Source organism: Pseudohongiella nitratireducens (assembly GCF_001642735.1).
GTDB classification, from domain to species: Bacteria; Pseudomonadota; Gammaproteobacteria; order Pseudomonadales; family Pseudohongiellaceae; genus Pseudohongiella; species Pseudohongiella nitratireducens.
This window is the reverse complement of the sequence record NZ_LWHM01000034.1, coordinates 52,096-71,126: the sequence shown is the minus strand read 5'-3', so window position 1 is coordinate 71,126 and position 19,031 is coordinate 52,096. Positions and strand designations below refer to the sequence as shown.

The window sequence follows — 19,031 nt, the reverse complement described above, 5'->3', positions numbered from 1 at the left end:
GAGACAGAGACAGAGACAGAGACAGAGACAGAGACAGAGACAGAGACAGAGACAGAGACAGAGACAGAGACAGAGACAGAGACAGAGACAGAGCACGCCGCCTCCGCAAATGACTCTGTTGCTGACGATGAGGCTCGGTATGTGGACTCTGCCAGGGCAGGCTTTCTGGGAGGCTTTGAACAGAACAATGAAGCCGGGCAGGCTGTCAAATTCCCCAGCGTGCCGCCACTTTCATTTGCTGAGTTATCAGCAAGGGCCAAGGCGAGGAAAGCTCAAGAGCATCATGAAAAAGATGAGAATGACAGCTAGACCCTGCCTGACAGCCTGGCGATCACTGGTAACAGCAATGTCTGTATTGCTGCTGGCATGGTCTTCCTGGTCACAAGCAGCAGAGGCTACTGATTTTCCAGGTATTGATCGTTTCCCCGGCGCAGAGATTGCTGATTACCGTGAAGCTGACAGTATCAATTATTCGCTGGTACTGGGGCGTATGCAGCGCATTGCCGGACAAGTCACAGCCAGCGCTTCCGAACGCTTCCAGGGCAACTTGACGCGCATAACCTATCAGATTCCCAATGGCTTCTCTGAAGCCGAAGTTTATGCGTTTTATCGTGATCAGCTTATTAGCGAAGGTCAGCGTGAGCTCTTTACCTGTCAGGGCAGGGGGTGTGGCAGCAGTAATTACTGGGCCAATGAAATATTTGATAACCGGATCCTGTATGGGCCCGTGCAGAACCAGCGCTATCTGGCAGCCACCTTTGAAACCGGCGTGCCGGGTGATTCACAGATCGGTTATGCCGCGTTATATGTGGTCCGTCGGGCCAATCAGCGCCTGTATGCTCACCTTGATTTGCTGGCCCTGACTGGCCGGATTGCAGAAGAGCAGCGCGCAGCACAACTGGTGACTCCGGCGGCAATGCAGCAGCGGTTAACGCGTGAAGGCAGTGTTGTCGTGCCGTCATTGCGGTTCAATGACAGTGATGAGCTGGAAGAAGATGCCGGGATCGCGCTATTAGCTGATGTGTTGCAGCGAGACCGCTTGCTGGAAGTCTTTGTCGTCGGCCATCTGCAGCAGAGTAATGTTGATCTGCAAACCTTGCAGCAGCAGTCTCTGGCGCGTGCCGAAACGGTACGCCAGCAACTGATTGAGGCCGGGGTTGATGGTGGTCGCATCATCGCGGCTGGTGTTGGCCCGCTGGCACCTTATTGTCGGCCAGGCCCCTGCGGGCAACGTATTGAAGTCGTTGTCAGACAGTAAAGCGGGGTTACTGAATCAGTGACAGGAACTCGTTGCGTGTGTTCTGACTGTTACGGAACGCACCCAGCATGCAGGACGTTGTCATAATCGAATTCTGCTTTTCGACACCGCGCATCATCATGCACATGTGCTGGGCTTCGATAATGACTGCCGCACCGGCTGCATTGGTTTTCTGCACAATCGTTTCCGCAATTTCCTTGGTCAGGTTCTCCTGGATTTGTAATCGTCTGGCGAAAACGTCTACGATGCGTGCAACTTTTGAGAGTCCGATGACCTTGCCTTTGGGCAGGTAGGCAACATGGCATTTGCCGATAAAAGGCAGTAAATGATGTTCACACATCGAATATAATTCGATGTTTTTGACAATCACCATCTCCTCGGAATCGGATGGGAACAGCGCATCGTTAATAACAGCGTCAATGTCCTGCTCATACCCGCGGGTGAGAAACTTCATGGCTTTGGCGGCACGCAGAGGCGTGTCACGCAGCCCGGGGCGATCAAGATCTTCACCGATAGCGGTCATGATGTCACGGTAGGCCTGATCCATCGTGGCGATGGTTTGTTCGCTGCTCTGGTCGCTCTCTGATGAAACGCCTGGCGCTGATTTGCCGGATGCTGAGTTTGTCATAGTTGCTGTTCTGTCCACCACTGTCGCAAAGGATCGATACCCTACGACAACCGGAGCAGAGGGTAAAGTATTTTTTAACCAACAGGATGCATAGATGAAGGTAGGGGAGTATATTCAAGAGGCGGCGGATCAGTTTGAAAACGCCGACCTTTTCTACGGTCACGGCACTGATAATGCCGCCGACGAAGCACTGTATCTGGTGTTTTCCTATCTGAGGCTGGATTACACAGGGGACGACAGCCAGTTTGCGCGTCCTCTGAGCGAGAACGAACTCGTTGCGCTGCGTGATCTGGCACAACGCCGGATCACTGAACGTGTACCCGTGGCTTATCTGGTGAATGAAGCCTGGTTTGCAGGCCTGCCTTTTCACAGTGACTCGCGTGCCCTGGTGCCACGCTCTCCGCTGGCGGAACTGATTCTGAATCATTACGAGCCATTACTGGACGAGCTGCCTCAGCGAGTATTGGACCTTTGTACCGGCAGTGGCTGCATTGGTATTGCCACGGCTGCTGTTTTTCCGCAGGCCGAGGTAGATCTGGCAGATATTTCAGTCGATGCACTGGCGCTGGCTGAGCAGAATATTGCGCGCCATCAGTTGCAATCACGTGTCAGGACGGTTGCCTCCGACCTGTTTGACGGTTTGCATGAGGCGAAAGCCACTTACGACCTGATTGTCAGTAACCCGCCCTATGTGTCGGCAGAAGAGGTGATGGGTTTGCCGGCAGAGTATGGCCACGAGCCCTCGTTGGGATTGCTCTCTGATGAGGACGGGCTCCTGATACCGTTGAGGATCCTGCGTCAGGCGCCGGATTATCTGACAGAAAGCGGCGTACTGGTCATGGAAGTCGGCTACTCATGGCAGGCCTTGATGGCACGCTATCCTGATCTGCCGGTGGTCTGGCTTGAGTTTGAACAAGGTGGTGAAGGCGTCATGGCAATTGGCAGGGATGCGCTCATTCGTGTGCAATCCATGATTCGTGTATAATAGCCGCCTTTTTATTTGGCCCGATTCGCCTGGCGCGAATCTTGAGGAAAAGGTGGTATGTCAGGAAACAGTATAGGAAAACTGTTCAGTGTCAGCAGCTTTGGGGAAAGCCATGGCAAGGCACTTGGCTGTATTGTCGATGGCTGCCCGCCTGGATTGTCCATCAGTGAAGAAGACCTGCAGCGCGACCTGGATCGCCGCAAGCCGGGGCAGTCACGATTCACAACCCAGCGTCGCGAAGCGGATCAGGTCCGCATTCTCTCCGGTGTGTTTGAAGGCAAGACGACGGGTACACCGATTGGCTTGCTGATTGAAAATACCGATCAGAGATCAAAAGATTACAGTAAGATCAAAGATTTATTTAGGCCTGCTCATGCGGATTATACGTATCAGCACAAGTATGGCATCCGTGATTACCGTGGCGGTGGGCGCTCTTCTGCGCGCGAAACCGCCATGCGAGTTGCGGCGGGTGCCATTGCCAAGAAGTATTTGCTGGAAACGGCCGGCATTGAAATCCGGGCCTGTTTGAGCCAGCTGGGGCCGATTGTCATCGACAAGCTTGACTGGTCCCAGGTTGAGCAGAATGCGTTTTTCTGCCCGGATGCCGGTAAGGTGCCAGAGCTGGAAAGCTACATGGCTGCACTGAGCAAAGAGGGCAACTCGATTGGTGCCCGTGTCTCTGTATACGCCACAGGCATGCCGGTTGGGCTGGGAGAGCCGATCTTTGATCGCCTGGATGCAGAAATTGCGCATGCGCTGATGAGTATCAATGCTGTCAAAGGTGTTGAGATTGGCGCCGGCTTCGACAGTGTCAGCCAGAAAGGGACAGAGCACCGGGACGAGATGACTCCCGATGGCTTTCTGTCCAATCATGCTGGCGGGGTGCTGGGTGGTATTTCCAGTGGTCAGGACATCATTGCGCACATCGCGTTGAAGCCAACTTCCAGTATTCGTTTGCCGGGCCAGAGTATTGACGTGCATGGCAACCCGGCAGAAGTGATTACCACAGGACGTCACGATCCCTGTGTGGGTATTCGTGCTGTTCCGATTGCCGAGGCCATGCTGGCCCTGGTGCTGATGGACCACCTGTTACGTCATCGCGCACAGAACGCAGATGTACAGTGTGAGACGCCGAAAATATAATTAAATCAATAAAATAATTGTTTAATCTAATGCCAAACATAAGGTTTGGTTGATCATAGTGAGACTGATTCATGGCTGGAAAAACCTTATACGACAAGCTCTGGGATTCTCATCTGGTGAAGCAGCGTGACGACGGTACAGCGCTGATTTATATCGATCGCCAGTTGATCCACGAAGTGACATCGCCACAGGCCTTCGAGGGCCTGCGACTGGCCAAGCGGAAGCCGTGGCGTGCGGATGCCAACCTGGCAACGCCGGACCACAACATTCCGACGACCAAGGCGGAGCGTAGCCGTGGTCTGGAAGGTATCATGGATCCGGTTTCCCGTATTCAGGTAAAGACCCTGGACGATAACTGCAAGAGCTTTGGCATCACTGAGCTGGACATGAACGATATCCGTCAGGGTATCGTGCACGTCGTTGGCCCGGAGCAGGGGGCAACGCTGCCAGGTATGACCATTGTTTGCGGTGACTCTCATACGTCAACACACGGGGCACTGGGTGCGCTGGCACACGGTATCGGCACGTCTGAAGTTGAGCACGTGATGGCAACGCAATGCCTGATCCAGCGTAAAATGAAGAACATGCTGGTGCGTGTTGATGGCAACCTGAATCCTGGCGTCACCGCCAAGGATATCGTGCTGGCCATTATCGGTGAAATCGGCACAGCCGGTGGCACAGGCTACACCATCGAGTTTGGTGGTGATGCGATTCAGTCACTGAGCATTGAAGGCCGCATGACTGTCTGCAACATGGCAATTGAGGCGGGTGCACGTGCCGGCCTGATTGGTGTGGATGAGACAACTATCGACTATATGCGCGGCCGTCCGTTTGCTCCGCAAGGCGAGATGTTCGATAAGGCAGCAGAGGCCTGGCGCGATCTGGTCAGTGACGCTGACGCTGAGTTTGATCGCGTTGTGGTCATTGATGCGGCTGACATCATCCCTCAGGTTACCTGGGGTACATCGCCGGAAATGGTAGCGCCGGTGACTGGTGAAGTACCTGATCCGGATGCCGAGACCAATGCCGGCAAAGCAGAAAACATCCGTCAGGCGTTGAAATACATGGGCCTGACTCCGAAGACGGCGATTCGTGACATTGAACTGCAGTACGTCTTTATCGGCTCCTGCACCAATTCGCGCATTGAAGACCTGCGCGCGGCGGCGGCTGTGGTTAAAGGTCACAAGGTGGCTGCCAATATTGAACTGGCCATGGTTGTACCCGGGTCGGGTCTGGTGAAAAAACAGGCTGAAGAAGAGGGGCTGGACAAGATTTTCCTGGAAGCTGGCCTGGAGTGGCGTGAGCCTGGCTGTTCCATGTGCCTGGCCATGAATGCCGACCAGTTGCCGATGGGCAAGCATTGTGCGTCCACATCCAACCGTAACTTCGAAGGTCGACAGGGCTTCGGTGGCCGAACGCACCTGGTCAGCCCGGCGATGGCTGCGGCGGCAGCGATTCATGGTCGCTTCGTGGATGTGCGTGACATGCTGCTGGAAAAAGCAGCCACGCACTGATTCATTGACCCGATAACAGTTACCAGGACAACACTATGAAAGAATTTAATGTACATACCGGTATCGCCATGCCTCTGGATCGGGCCAATGTGGATACGGATTTTATTATTCCCAAGCAGTTTCTGAAGTCGATCAAGCGCAGTGGCTTTGGCGTTAACCTGTTTGACGAACATCGCTACCTGGACAAGGGTGAGCCGGATGCAGATAACAGCAAGCGCCCGATTAACCAGGACTTTGTCCTCAACCAGCCACGTTACGAAGGTGCCAGCGTGCTGCTGGCCCGTGATAACTTCGGCTGTGGTTCGAGTCGTGAGCACGCGCCGTGGGCGCTGGATGACTACGGTTTCCGCGTTATTATTGCGCCGAGCTTTGCTGACATTTTCTTCAATAACTGCTTCAAGAACGGTATTTTGCCGATTGTGCTCGACGCCGAGACGGTCGATAGCCTGTTCAAGGATGTGGCAGCTAATGAGGGTTATAAACTGACGGTCGATTTACCGTCACAGAAGATCACCCGACCAGATGGATCAACCATCGACTTCGAGGTTGATGCTTTCCGTAAGCACTGCCTGCTGAACGGTCTGGATGATATCGGTCTGACGCTGGAAGACGCCGATGCCATCAAGACATTTGAGAATCAGTGGCGGGAGAAGTCACCCTGGTATTTCCAGCTGAATGGATGAAGTGAGGGAGTCATTATGAAAAAGTACAATGTTGCCGTTGTCGGTGCCACAGGCGCTGTCGGCGAGACACTGATCAGTATCCTGGAAGAACGTAACTTCCCGGTCAACGAGCTGTTTCCGTTGGCCAGTGAGCGTTCTGCTGGCAAAAAAATCCAGTTCCAGGGCAAGACCGTCACCATCCAGAACCTGGCTGAGTTTGATTTCTCCCAGGCAGACATTGGTCTGTTTTCTGCCGGTGGCAGTATTTCTGAAGCGTTTGCCGAGAAAGCGGGCAAAGCGGGTTGTATCGTTATCGACAACACGTCGCATTTCCGTCGTGAAGCCGACATACCCCTGGTTGTCCCAGAGGTGAACCCGGAAGCGATTGCCAATTACGGAAACCGTAATATCATCGCCAACCCGAACTGCTCCACGATTCAGATGCTGGTTGCCCTGAAGCCGATTCACGACAAAGTGAAAATCAAGCGCATCAACGTGGCGACTTACCAGGCTGTATCTGGCACTGGCAAGGAAGCGATTGAAGAGCTGGCTTCACAAACCGCTGCGCTGCTCAATGGCCGCGATGCGGAGTGCGAAGTGTATCCAAAACAGATCGCCTTCAACGCACTGCCGCATATTGATGTCTTCATGGAAAACGGCTACACCAAAGAAGAGATGAAAATGGTCTGGGAAACCAAAAAAATCATGGACGAGTCCATTGAGGTTAACCCGACTTGCGTGCGTATCCCGGTCTTCTTTGGTCATTCCGAAGCGGTGCACCTGGAAACTGAGCAGCCGATCACGGCGGAAGAAGCGCGTGAATTACTGTCAAATGCGCCCGGTGTAACGGTTATTGACGAGCGAAAAGATGGCGGTTATCCAACTGCTGTGACAGACTCTGCAGGAAAAGATGATGTTGCAGTTGGACGTATCCGTCAGGATATTACACATCCAAATGGTCTCGATCTGTGGATTGTGGGTGATAACGTTCGCAAAGGTGCTGCGTTGAACTCAATTCAGATCGCTGAAGTATTGATCAGAGACTATTTATCATAAATACTTGGTGTTATTAACGATCCGTGCCAATTGCACCCTGCGCACCATAAATTAAGGAACTGATAATGGTAAACCGGCTGCTGCGAACAATTTCCGTGCTGACATTCATGGCAGCCGGCAGCGCAGCAGCGGTTGAACTAGGTGACCTGACGTTGGTGAGCGGCGGTGCAGTTGGCTCTGCCAATGAAGTGAATGGGCAAGCAGCGCCATTTGAAGTGCGGATCGATATCCTCGATGTTGACAATCTGACTGCCTCACAGCTGCAGATATCGGTTGCCGACCTTGATGCCTACCAAACCCTCGCACTGGAGCGCAATGCCGCGCTCGACTCTCTGGCCGCCAATATCGAAACAACAGGTAATGCTGATGCGCCCTTACAGGTCGTATTGCGCAGCAGTTTGCCGGTTGATGCCGCTTTTGTCCCTCTGGTGCTGGATACGCAATGGCCCGGTGGCCGGTTACTGACCGAGTATACCGTTCGCCTGCAGGCGGCTGAGTTCAGTTCTGCGCAGGCGTCCAGCGTCGTTGAGCCATCTCGTCAGGTAGAACTGGATGTCGCCGATCCGGCTGAAGAGGCAGAACTGCCTGCTGTGGCAGAAAATACTGATGCGTCGTCCGTAGAGAGCGAGCCGGCAAATGAGGGTGTGCAGGCTGCTGCAACGGCTCAGACATCGGTTGATGAACAGAGCCAGTCTGGATCAGGATCTGTGGCGGCCATGCCAGAGTCCGTCACCGTAGAAAGCGGCGACACGCTCTGGGAGCTGGCCCTGGAAGTTCGGCCGAATAACTCGGTTTCTGTTCAGCAAACCATGCTGGCGTTACAGCAACTCAATCCTGACGCTTTCATTAACAACAATATTAACCGTGTGCAGCGTGGAGCTGTGCTGCGTGTTCCTGCTCTTGATGATATCCGTCAGATCGGGCAGCAAAATGCCATCGATGAAGTGCGTCGCCAGAATTCCACAATCAGTAATACCACAGTGCAAACCCGGAGCCCTGTATCAGCCAGTGATAATGGCAATGCGCAAGGCGAACTGCGGGTTGTCAGCGTTGAAGAGCAGAATGAACAGGATGTCGACCCTCAGGCGGCAGGCAGCCAGGATGCCGAACGTAACCGTCGTCTGAATGAGCTGGAAGATCGTCTGGCTGTCCGTCAGGAAGAGGTTGACCGCCTGGAATCCGAAAACACAGAGCTGAATGCCCGGCTGTCGATGCTGCAGCAACAGATTGCTTCAGCGCAGGAAATTATTCGTCTGCGGGATCTGGAGCTGGCCCAGCTGCAGGAAAATCTCGCTGAGCAGCGTGAGCAGCGTGAGCAGCGTGAGCAGGAGGCAGCTGAGCAACCGACTGATCAGGCCGGAACAGCAGAACCTGATGCGGAGCCTACAGTGGTGACGCTGGCGCCTGAACCAGGTCCGGTGCAGCGACTGCTGAATATGATGCTGCAAAACCCATTGCTGTTTATTGGTGGCATTGTGCTGGCCATTGCAGCACTGGTGTTGCTGTTGGCGGCACGTAATCGTGCGGCGAGACAACGGGACCAGGAAGCCAGTGCCGAAAGCGACCAGACCTTGCTGGCAGATCAGGAAGATGAACTGGTCTTTTCCGAAGCGGCTGAAGCTGATGCAACGGATGATACAGATGAAGAATCAGCCGATGATGAGTCAACAGTCGATGACGATGGTGAAGATAAGGTCGGCGCTGCAGAGGCGGTAGAGGCGGGTGACTCGGACCCGTTTGATGCCGAGCAGAATTCATTTGGTGCAGACCGCGAAGAAACCGACTTTGAGGCGTTGCTCAATGAAGAGGCCGGGATAGCTGATAAGTCTGATGATAAAGCCCCTGGCGATACCGCTGAAGACGGGGAGAGTGCCGAAGAGCAGGACGACTTTGCGGGTTCGGACAATGACTGGGCTGATCCACTGGCTGATATCGACCTGGACGAAGATGGCGGCAGTGAGCCGGAGGGTGATCTCAGCGATATGCCTGAAGAAGCGCCGCAAGACGATGTTGCCACACCGGATGATGACTCCGCTGCAGGAGAAAACGCTGCAGCTCCCAAGTCTCTGTATGACGAATCGGTGGTTCTCGACGATAGCACGGATATCAGTCAGCTACTCGATGATGAAGAACAAACATCAGCTTCAGCGTCTGAAGATGAAGATGTGCTGGACCCGGAAACTGATTTGTCATGGCCTGACGATGACGAAGATGCGGACATGCCCGATGAGTTTGATATCAGTATCGCCGATGAAGAAGCTGATCGCACAGAGGGCGAGGAACTGGATACTGAGCTCGATGTTGAACCCGCGCCTGTAGATCAGGATGAGGCCTCATTTGATGACGAGTCAATTGATGATGAGTTCACAGCAGCTCAAGAGCCTTTAGCCGAAGAGGGGTCAGTGGCTGATGAAGAGCAGCCATTAGCTGTAGAAGAGCCTTTGGCAGAACAGGAGCCCTTAGCGGAACAAGAGCCATCTGCTGGAGAAGAACCTTCAGCGGAAAAAGAGCCCTCAGCGGAACAAGAGCCCTCAGCGGAAGAAGCACCTTCAGCGGAAGAAGCACCTTCAGCGGAAGAAGCACCCGCAACTGATACCGCAGATAAAGAAGATCACTACCCCGACGAATTGGAAGACCTGGCCTTTATCTCCACCGCTGAATCCCTTGAGGATGAAGATGAGGAAGACCCCGACTTTCCATTCCTGAGTGATAGCGATGAGTCGGCCAGTAAACTCGACCTGGCGCGCGCCTATATCGATATGGGTGACACCGAAGGTGCCAAAGAGATTTTGGCAGAGGTCATTGAAGAAGGCCGCGAAGAGCAACGTGCCGACGCCCGTAAATTGCTGGAACGCCTCTAGTGTCCTGTCTTGGCGCGTCTTGCAGCGACGTTTCCTGCAGGCTGTGTAGTATCATGAATTAACCGGACAGGACAGTGATTTGACTAGTCGTATCGCCCTGGGTGTCGAGTATAACGGCGCCGCATTCTATGGCTGGCAACGCCAGCTGTCACCCGAACTTCCTACCGTCCAGGGTTTTCTGGAACAGGCCCTGGCGCGTGTGGCCAATCACCCTGTTGATATCAAATGCGCTGGCAGAACGGATGCCGGCGTCCATGCCAGCGGGCAGGTGGTTCACTTTGACGCGCAAATTGATCGTGGGCAAAAAGCCTGGGTGATGGGTACCAACACTCACCTGCCTGCGGAAATCCGGGTGCAGTGGGCAAGAACCGTTGATGACAATTTTCATGCCCGGCATTCTGCCCTGAGCCGTCGCTACCGTTATGTGATTTATGATAATCCCGTCAAGCCAACAGTATTGGTGGGACAGTTAACACACGTGCGCCGACCGCTTAATATTGATGCCATGCACAAGGCCGCTCAATGTCTGGTGGGGGAGCATGATTTCTCTGCTTTTCGTGCGGCCGGCTGTCAGGCAAACTCACCTAACCGGGAAATTCGCTTTATCCGGTTATACCGCCAGCATCGTTTTATCGTGCTGGAGGTCGAGGCGAATGCTTTTCTGCAGCACATGGTGCGCAATATCACTGGCACTCTACTGGAGGTAGGCAGCGGCAAGCAGCCTGGGGAGTGGGTGCAGCAAGTGCTGGAAACACGAGATCGCAAACAGGGCGGAGATACGGCGCGCCCGGACGGGCTTTTTCTGGTCAACGTGGAATACCCGGAATCCTGTGGTTTGCCTGTCAATGAAATCGGCCCCTGTTTTCTGTAGGCAGTGTTAATAAGAATCAAAGCGCCTGCTGCGCCCTGTATTGTCGTTCTATCGTCGCCGGGTGGTCTGACATGACATGCCAATGTCAGTAGAGTTCTGCTAAAATAGTCCGTTTTCCGATCAGGCGGTACTTTGCATGATTCCACGTCGAACCCGGGTCAAAATCTGTGGCATTACCCGACCCAGTGATGCGCTGGCAGCGGCACAAGCCGGTGCCGATGCGTTGGGTCTGGTGTTTTATCCGGCCAGCAAACGTGCTGTCAGCACAACCCAGGCGGCAGTGATCCAGTCGGTCACTCCGGTTTTCGTGAGCTGGGTGGGGTTGTTTGTCGATCCAGAGCCGGAACAGGTGAAAAGTGTGCTTAACCAGATTAAGCTGGACTGCCTGCAATTTCATGGTGATGAGGATGCCGGGTTCTGTGAATCGTTCGGGTTGCCGTATATGAAAGCAATTCGGGTCAAGCCGGGTCGCGATGGCATGGCAACTGACCCAATGCCTGAAATCACTGCGCATCCGAATGCCAGTGCCATTTTACTGGATGCTTACGACCCCAGCATGCCGGGAGGTACCGGAAAACGCTTTGACTGGCGTGTGGCGCGACAGTGCGTTGAAGCCAGTGAAGTGCCGATTGTGCTTGCAGGTGGCCTTAAGGCCAGCAATGTGGGCAAAGCCATTCGCGATGTTCAGCCCTGGGCGCTGGATCTTAGCAGTGGTGTGGAAAGTGAGCCGGGTCTGAAAGATCCGGCCTTAATTGATGCATTTTTCGATGAGGTAAATCGTGTCAGCAACTGAAACTGAAAGTGTTGTGAAGACAGCACAGGATCTGTTTGACGGCCCCGACGCCAGTGGTCATTTTGGCCGCTTTGGTGGTGTGTTTGTGGGGGAAACGTTAATGGCTGCGGTAGAGGAACTAGATCGTGTCTATCGCCAGTTATCCAAAGATCCTCAGTTCTGGCGGGACTTTGATGAAGACCTCAAACACTATGTTGGCAGACCTTCGCCACTGTATCTGGCGGAACGCCTGACAGAAGTTGGCGGCGGGGCAAAAATCTGGCTCAAGCGTGAGGATCTGAATCATACCGGTGCGCACAAGATCAATAACACCATTGGGCAGGCATTGCTTGCCAAGTACATGGGCAAGCCGCGCGTGATCGCTGAAACAGGTGCCGGGCAACACGGTGTTGCTACAGCCACTGTGGCGGCGCGTCTGGGTCTGGAGTGCCATGTTTATATGGGCGCTGATGATGTTCAGCGTCAGGCAGCCAATGTGTATCGCATGAAGCTGCTGGGTGCCAATGTCGTGCCGGTTGAGTCCGGTTCACGGACATTGAAAGACGCCATGAATGAAGCGCTGCGTGACTGGGCCACCAATGTCGACAGCACTTATTACATCATTGGTACTGTTGCCGGTCCGCACCCTTATCCGATGCTGGTCAGGGACTTCCAGGCCATTATTGGCCGGGAGGCACGTGAGCAGTCACAGGAAGAGTTCGGCAGCCTGCCCGATGCGCTGGTGGCTTGTGTTGGCGGAGGCTCTAATGCTATCGGTCTGTTCCACCCCTTCCTCAGAGATGAAAGCGTTGCTATCTATGGTGTTGAAGCCGGTGGTGACGGGGTGGAAACCGGGCGTCATGCGGCGCCACTGAGCGACGGTAAACCAGGTGTACTGCACGGCAACCGCACCTACCTGATGAGTGATGAAAACGGTCAGATTCTTGAGACCCACTCAGTCTCTGCCGGGCTCGACTATCCGGGAGTGGGGCCAGAGCACGCCTGGCTGAAAGATATTGGTCGCGCCAAGTATGTCTCTGTTACAGACACTGAAGCGCTGGATGCCTTCCGCCTGCTGACGCGCAAGGAAGGGATTATTCCTGCCCTGGAGTCATCCCACGCCCTGGCTTACGCGCTGAAACTGGCAGCGACCATGCGTCCGGAACAGAACATTGTCGTGAACCTGTCGGGACGTGGCGATAAAGATATCCATACTGTGTCTGCCATTGATGGCATCACCCTGTAAGTTGAACAAGGCAGTGAAAAGGTAGAGACATGAGCCGAATTAAACAAACCCTGGCGACCTTGCGTGAGCAAGGTCGCAAAGCCTTGATTCCCTATCTGGTGGCAGGTGATCCGGGGGCAGAAGAAACCGTGGCCCTGATGCATCAGCTGGTGGCCGATGGTGCCGATATCATTGAGCTGGGTATTCCCTTCAGCGACCCTTCATCCGATGGCCCGGTGATTCAGCTTGGTGCGGAGCGTGCATTGCGCAAAGGTACCGGGCTGCGTCATGTGCTGGAGATGGTGGCGGAATTTCGCCAACAGGATAACAATACACCCATCGTACTGATGGGGTATCTCAATCCCCTGGAAGCCATGGGTTATGAGACCTTTGTCAGCCGGGCAAAGACCGCCGGTGTTGATGGTGTGCTGATTGTTGATATGCCGGTCTCGGAAGCCAACGAGTTATTGCCGCTGTGTCGCGAAAGTGAGCTTGATGTCATTTTCCTGGTGGCGCCAACCACCACCGACAAGAGGCTCAGTGGCATTTGCGAGCATAGCTCAGGCTACATTTACTATGTTTCCCTGAAAGGGGTAACCGGTGCCGCGTTAAGTGATCATGGTGATATCGAACAGCGCGTTACCAGTCTTCGTGGCAACACAGAGCTGCCAGTTGTGGTCGGCTTTGGCATTAAAGATCCTGACAGTGCCTGTGCCATGGCAGCGATTTCCGATGGTGTGATCGTTGGCAGTGCCCTGGTTGAGCGGATCGCCGGGTTGAGCAAGAGCGGGCAGACACTCCCCACATACGCAGAATGTACGGCGTTGATCGCTGATATCAGGGCTGGTCTGGATCAGACAGCCCGTTGACGAACATGTTATAGTGACGCAGCAATAGCGTCGATCAGACAGGAATAGATTATGAGCTGGATTAACAAGATCCTTCCTTCCATCCGTAGTAACAGCGCTGCCGACGAGGGCAACAAGCAGAAGTCCAGTGTCCCGGAAGGGCTGTGGAAGAAGTGTCCGCGCTGTGAGGCCGTGCTGTATCGCCCGGACCTGGAGCGTAACCTGGAAGTATGTCCCAAGTGTGACCACCACATGCGAATCACGGCACGTCGTCGCCTTGAGCTGTTTTTGGATACCGATGAGCAGCAGGAACTGTTCAGCGATATTGAGCCAGTGGACATCCTCAAATTCAAGGACCTGAAGAAATACAAGGACCGGCTTGCAGCCGCTCAACGCTCTACCGGCGAGAAAGATGCGTTGATTGTGATGCAGGGCAAGGTAAACACAGTGGACCTGGTGGTTGCCGCATTTGAGTTTGGCTTCATTGGTGGCTCAATGGGTGCTGTGGTGGGTGAAAAGTTTGTTCAGGCGATCAATACCTGTATTGAACACCGTCAGCCTTTTGTCTGCTTCTCCACCAGTGGTGGTGCGCGTATGCAGGAAGCGCTGGTGTCCCTGATGCAAATGGCAAAAACCTCAGCCGCACTGGAGCGTCTGCGCAGTGAAGGCCTGCCGTTTATCTCGGTCATGGTTGATCCGGTTTACGGTGGTGTGTCTGCCAGTCTGGCCATGCTGGGTGATATCAACATTGCCGAGCCGCGCGCTCTGGTCGGATTTACCGGTCCGGATGTGATTCGTCAGACCGTACGGGTCAAATTGCCGGAAGGTTTCCAGCGCAGCGAGTTCCTGCTGGAGCATGGTGCTATCGATATGATTGTTCATCGTAAGGAAATGCGCGACACGGTTACCAGACTGGTTTCCAAGCTGTTGCAAAATAAACCGGCAGCATAACCTGATGGCACAACCTGCCAACCTGGCGCAGTGGCTTGATTACATTCAGCAACTGCATCCCAGGGAAATTGACATGGGACTGGATCGGCTGCGTCAGGTAGCTGATCGCCTGTCATTGGACAGGCCTGCCCCGATTGTCATTACCGTCAGCGGTACGAACGGCAAAGGCAGTCACGTTGCGATTCTGGACAAGCTGTTTCGTGAACTTGGCTACCGATGTGCCAGCTACACCTCACCTCACTTGCTGCAATTCAATGAACGGATTTCCCTGGATGGTCAGCCAGCCAGCGATGAAGCCATTTGTGAAGCCCTGTCTGTGGTCGAGGCTGCCCGTCAGGGCACTTCCCTCAGTTTTTTTGAGTTCACCACACTGGCTGCTTTCTGGCTCATGGCCCGTCAGCCGCTGGATGTGGCTGTGCTCGAAGTAGGGCTGGGTGGCAGGCTGGATGCTGTCAATCTGATTGATGCCGATGTCGCGGTAATCTCAAGCATTGAGCTGGATCATCAGGAATGGCTGGGAGATACGCGCGATGCAGTGGCCAGGGAAAAAGCCGGTATCTTCAGGGCAGGCAAACCTGCGGTTTGTGCTGACCGCGATCCTCCGGTTGCGTTAATAGTGACTGCTGATGAACTATCCGTGCCCCTGTACCGGATTGGCCAGGATTTTCATTGCCAGGCACATCCCGGGGCGCCTGGTCAGAGCCGAATCTGGCAGGGCAGAGCCATTGCCCGCCAGGTCATGGCTGCGGGGCAGGACAACAATAGCTCGCATGGCCAGGCCCTGCCGGGAGCATTGAGCCCGCAGGCGCTGGAATCCTGGCAGGTTGAAGTGCCGCCTTGTTCGCTACACCCGGATAATGTCGCTTCGGCTATCCAGGCTGCCTGCCTGAGTGGACTTGTGCCCAGCCAGGCTACGCTGGCGGAAGCGTTGCTACGCTGTCTGCCCGCGATAACATTGCCTGGTCGTTTGCAAAAGGCGGTGGCGAGTAAATCTGACATGAACATTGCAGTACTGCTGGATGTATCGCACAATCCGCATGCAGCAGCTGTATTGGCTGACGAAATCCGGACTTGGCGAGAAAGAGGTCGGCGAGAAAAACTAAGCCACCCGGGCTCTCAGCATACCGGCCAGCCGTTCACAGGGCAGGTTAGAGTCGTCCTGGCCATGATGGCAGATAAAGATCACCTGGGTTATGTTTCCTGCTTAGAAAACCAGGTGGATTTCTGGTATATTGGCGATCTCGAAATGCAGCGTTGCATGAAGGCTAGCGAGTTGTCCGACAAGCTCAAATCCAGGCTGGAAAATATTGTTCCAGCTGTTCCATCAGACAGGCCTGATACAGGTTGTGATGTTTCTGACAGGTTCGGACAGGCACTCAGTGATGCTGGTGCTGAAGATTTGATTGTCGTTTGTGGCTCATTTTTTACCGTTGCACGCATACTGCCAGAGGCCTGCTTGCATTGAACCAGAATACCCGCCAACGCATTATCGGCACTGTCGTCCTTGCGATTGTCGCCATCATTTTGCTGCCCGCCATCTTTGATGGTGAGAGCAGTTATCAATCCTCTCTGCAAACCAATATACCGGATCGCCCTGAGCGCCCGTTAGCGAATCGCGAATTACCGCAACGCCCGACGATCCAGGCCGATAGTGAAGCTATCCAGGTCAGAGACCCGCTGTCGGATGATTCCCCGGACAGTGATAACTTAGCACCTGGGGCTCAGAATCCAACGTCTGTGGCCTCTGATGCATCCTCCGATTCGGTGGATGCTGATAACAATGCAGAAACGACATCCGAGCCAGTCGTCGAAACGGTCAGTTCTGCTGAGCAACCCGCAGCCCCCTCTGAGTCAGCTTCGGGCAGCTCGGCGGCAAATGATTCCGCTGAACCTGACACTGAAGTGGCTGATGCCGCTAGCAATGACGAACCAGGTCTGGATGTCAGTGGCTTACCCGAAGCGTGGAGTGTTCGGGTCGGCGCTTTCGGTAATGCCAGCAATGCAGCCAACCTGTTGCAGCGTCTGACAGACGGCGGACACCGCGCTTATACCCGGCCGGTCAGTTCTTCCGGCCGACAGCTGACAGCAGTTTTCGTAGGTCCCCTGATTTCCCGTCAGGAAGCACAGGGTGTACTGGCACAGGTTAAAACAGATTACGACCTCAGTGGCATGATTGTTCGTTACGAGATCGAGGGACCCTAAGTGTTGAACTTCGTCGATATCGCGATATTGGCAGTTATTGCCCTGTCCTCGCTTTTTGGTATCGCCCGTGGTTTGGTCAAGGAAGTATTGTCACTGCTGGTATGGATAGCAGCCATCGTTATCGCTTACCAGTACAGTGATTCGCTTAGCCCAATGTTGGGTTCAGTCACCAGTAATGCAACGGCGCAATATGCACTGGCATTCGCAATCATAGTGATTGCAGTACTGATAGGTGGCTCAATCGTTAATGCGTTTATGAGCAGACTGGTGAACTTTGCCGGTTTGCAGGCCTCTGACAGAATTCTTGGGGCCGCTTTTGGTATGGTCCGAGGTGTGGTTATTTGTGCCATCGTCGTTTATTTCGCCGCCAGCGTTTATTCACAGGAACCCTGGTGGCAGGAATCCCTAACCCTCCCTTATATAGAAGGGGTGATTGATTGGGTACAGGTCAAATCTGGTACGCAACCCGTATCCGCTGCGACCTGATCGTTCGCTAGTCTTTTGGAGTTATTTGCATGTGTGGTTTAGTTGGCGTTGTTGCCAAATCTGATGTTGCTGTCACGCTTTACGATACGTTGACCGTGTTACAGCACCGGGGACAGGATGCTGCCGGTATCGCGACTTCCGATCAAGGAAAGTTGAATCTTCGCAAGGATAACGGTCTGGTCAAGGATGTATTCCGTACCCGGCACATGCGCCGCCTGACGGGTAATATGGGAATAGGTCATGTTCGTTATCCAACTGCAGGCAGTTCCAGTCCCGCACTGGCCCAGCCTTTCTATGTTAACTCCCCCTACGGTCTGTCCCTGGCTCATAATGGCAACCTGACCAACTCGGCGCAACTTGCCAAAGAACTCTACTCCGAAGATCTTCGTCACATTAATACCGACTCCGACTCTGAAGTGTTGCTTAACATTTTTGCTCATGAGCTGGTGCAGGTAGGCCGGGAAGTTCCGACGCCGGATGATGTCTTCAAAGCTATGGAGGGGCTGCATCGACGCTGTCGCGGTGGTTATGTCGCGCTGGTGATGATCAGCGGGTATGGTATTGTCGGTTTTCGTGACCCCCATGGTATTCGTCCGCTGGTTTATGGCAAGCGCATAAACAAACAGGGCGACGCCGAGTATATGCTGGCTTCGGAAAGCGTTGCACTTGATTCGCAGGGCTTCACTGTTGTACGCGACGTGGCGCCTGGTGAAGCTGTCTTTATTGATGTCAATGGTGGTTTGCATACCCGTGTCTGCGCGGAACCGAAAACGATCACGCCGTGTATTTTTGAACATGTTTATTTTGCGCGACCTGACTCCATGATGGACAGTATCTCTGTTTACAAAGCGCGTTTGCGTATGGGGGAGCGTCTGGCTGATAAGGTAAAACGTCTTCGGCCTGACCATGATATTGATGTGGTTATCCCGATTCCTGATACCAGTCGGACCTCAGCGCTGGAACTGGCCAATTGCCTGGGCGTGAAGTACCGCGAAGGCTTCGTAAAAAACCGTTATATTGGCCGGACATTTATCATGCCTGGGCAAAGTGAACGACGAAAATCCGTGCGCCAGAAACTTAACGCCATTGAGCTGGAGTTCCGGGGCAAGAACGTACTGCTGGTTGATGACTCTATTGTGCGCGGCACTACCTGTAAGCAGATTATTCAGATGGCCCGTGATGTGGGTGCCAAGAATGTCTATTTTGCATCAGCATCACCGCCTGTGCGCTACCCTAATGTTTACGGTATTGATATGCCGTCGGCCAATGAACTGATTGCCCACGGACGCACGGAAGAGGAAGTTCAGACGCTGATTGGCGCTGACTGGCTGATTTTTCAGGACCTGGAGGATCTGGTGGCAGCGGCGCGTGAAGGTAACCCGGAAATCTCTCAGTTCGACTGTGCGGTTTTTGATGGTCACTACATCACGGGTGATGTTGATGAGGCTTACCTGAAAGCGTTGGAAGAAGCGCGTAATGATGCGGCCAAAAAACAGCGCGAGAAGAGCCGTAAACAGAAACATGATGACGATGAGCGTGATAGCGACGCGGCCTGATTCTGTTGCTGGC

18 protein-coding genes are annotated in these 19,031 nt (G+C 54.0%); 17 read left to right on the top strand and 1 reads right to left on the bottom strand.

The genetic code is table 11. The annotated features are described in order from the left end of the window. Nucleotides 1–309: hypothetical protein (locus PSCS_RS16000; protein WP_198544294.1), on the top strand; the 309-nt coding region annotated here is incomplete at its 5' end. Next, nucleotides 284–1,258 (top strand): DUF4892 domain-containing protein, encoded by a 975-nt coding sequence (locus PSCS_RS14325; RefSeq protein ID WP_157885733.1) that lies wholly within the window; start codon nucleotides 284–286, stop codon nucleotides 1,256–1,258. The genes PSCS_RS16000 and PSCS_RS14325, both read left to right, overlap by 26 nt. Nucleotides 1,259–1,265: 7 nt before the next feature. Here PSCS_RS14325 and folE read toward each other — a convergent pair whose 3' ends face one another. Continuing rightward, nucleotides 1,266–1,805 carry a GTP cyclohydrolase I FolE gene (gene folE, locus PSCS_RS14320; protein WP_068813254.1) on the bottom strand — a complete coding sequence of 180 codons (540 nt, stop codon included), beginning with the start codon at nucleotides 1,803–1,805 and terminating at the stop codon, nucleotides 1,266–1,268. Nucleotides 1,806–1,980: 175 nt separating this feature from the next. On the opposite strand from folE, the gene prmB reads away from it, so the two are divergent. From prmB to purF, 15 genes are all read left to right on the top strand, one after another. After that, nucleotides 1,981–2,871 (top strand): 50S ribosomal protein L3 N(5)-glutamine methyltransferase, encoded by an 891-nt coding sequence (prmB, locus tag PSCS_RS14315; protein ID WP_068812901.1) that lies wholly within the window; start codon nucleotides 1,981–1,983, stop codon nucleotides 2,869–2,871. A gap of 57 nt (nucleotides 2,872–2,928) precedes the next feature. Beyond that, nucleotides 2,929–4,014, top strand: a complete 1,086-nt coding sequence (gene aroC / locus PSCS_RS14310) for a chorismate synthase (RefSeq protein ID WP_068812899.1) — start codon at nucleotides 2,929–2,931, stop codon at nucleotides 4,012–4,014. Between the two features lie 71 nt (nucleotides 4,015–4,085). Further along, nucleotides 4,086–5,528 (top strand): 3-isopropylmalate dehydratase large subunit, encoded by a 1,443-nt coding sequence (gene leuC, locus PSCS_RS14305; protein ID WP_068812897.1) that lies wholly within the window; start codon nucleotides 4,086–4,088, stop codon nucleotides 5,526–5,528. A 35-nt stretch (nucleotides 5,529–5,563) separates the two neighbouring features. Beyond that, entirely contained in the window at nucleotides 5,564–6,211 is a 648-nt protein-coding gene (gene leuD / locus PSCS_RS14300) for a 3-isopropylmalate dehydratase small subunit (protein ID WP_068812895.1), read from the top strand. A gap of 15 nt (nucleotides 6,212–6,226) precedes the next feature. Then, the gene (locus tag PSCS_RS14295; protein ID WP_317621815.1) at nucleotides 6,227–7,246 is read left to right on the top strand and encodes an aspartate-semialdehyde dehydrogenase; all 1,020 of its coding nucleotides are present in this window, start codon (nucleotides 6,227–6,229) and stop codon (nucleotides 7,244–7,246) included. Nucleotides 7,247–7,311: 65 nt separating this feature from the next. Then, the gene (locus tag PSCS_RS14290) at nucleotides 7,312–10,107 is read left to right on the top strand and encodes a FimV/HubP family polar landmark protein (protein WP_068812891.1); all 2,796 of its coding nucleotides are present in this window, start codon (nucleotides 7,312–7,314) and stop codon (nucleotides 10,105–10,107) included. A 79-nt stretch (nucleotides 10,108–10,186) separates the two neighbouring features. Continuing rightward, a complete protein-coding gene (gene truA / locus PSCS_RS14285) occupies nucleotides 10,187–10,978 on the top strand; it encodes a tRNA pseudouridine(38-40) synthase TruA (RefSeq protein ID WP_068812889.1) in 792 nt (263 codons plus the stop codon). Between the two features lie 136 nt (nucleotides 10,979–11,114). Then, the gene (locus PSCS_RS14280) at nucleotides 11,115–11,771 is read left to right on the top strand and encodes a phosphoribosylanthranilate isomerase (protein ID WP_068812887.1); all 657 of its coding nucleotides are present in this window, start codon (nucleotides 11,115–11,117) and stop codon (nucleotides 11,769–11,771) included. Then, on the top strand, nucleotides 11,758–12,996 hold the full coding sequence (trpB, locus tag PSCS_RS14275; RefSeq protein WP_317621814.1) for a tryptophan synthase subunit beta: 1,239 nt from the start codon (nucleotides 11,758–11,760) through the stop codon (nucleotides 12,994–12,996). Before PSCS_RS14280 ends, trpB begins: the two co-directional genes overlap by 14 nt. Nucleotides 12,997–13,025: 29 nt before the next feature. Beyond that, nucleotides 13,026–13,844, top strand: coding sequence for a tryptophan synthase subunit alpha (trpA, locus tag PSCS_RS14270; protein WP_068812885.1), 819 nt, complete (start codon nucleotides 13,026–13,028; stop codon nucleotides 13,842–13,844). Nucleotides 13,845–13,892: 48 nt separating this feature from the next. After that, nucleotides 13,893–14,774 (top strand): acetyl-CoA carboxylase, carboxyltransferase subunit beta, encoded by an 882-nt coding sequence (gene accD, locus PSCS_RS14265; protein WP_068812884.1) that lies wholly within the window; start codon nucleotides 13,893–13,895, stop codon nucleotides 14,772–14,774. A gap of 4 nt (nucleotides 14,775–14,778) precedes the next feature. Then, nucleotides 14,779–16,239: a bifunctional folylpolyglutamate synthase/dihydrofolate synthase gene (locus PSCS_RS14260; RefSeq protein ID WP_068812881.1), complete on the top strand. Its 1,461-nt coding sequence runs from the start codon at nucleotides 14,779–14,781 to the stop codon at nucleotides 16,237–16,239. Then, entirely contained in the window at nucleotides 16,236–16,976 is a 741-nt protein-coding gene (locus PSCS_RS14255; protein WP_068812880.1) for an SPOR domain-containing protein, read from the top strand. The genes PSCS_RS14260 and PSCS_RS14255 overlap by 4 nt, the downstream gene beginning before the upstream one ends. Then, nucleotides 16,977–17,462, top strand: a complete 486-nt coding sequence (locus tag PSCS_RS14250; protein WP_082866748.1) for a CvpA family protein — start codon at nucleotides 16,977–16,979, stop codon at nucleotides 17,460–17,462. It abuts the gene before it with no gap. Between the two features lie 29 nt (nucleotides 17,463–17,491). Then, a complete protein-coding gene (gene purF / locus PSCS_RS14245) occupies nucleotides 17,492–19,018 on the top strand; it encodes an amidophosphoribosyltransferase (RefSeq protein WP_068812878.1) in 1,527 nt (508 codons plus the stop codon). Nucleotides 19,019–19,031 lie beyond the last annotated feature (13 nt).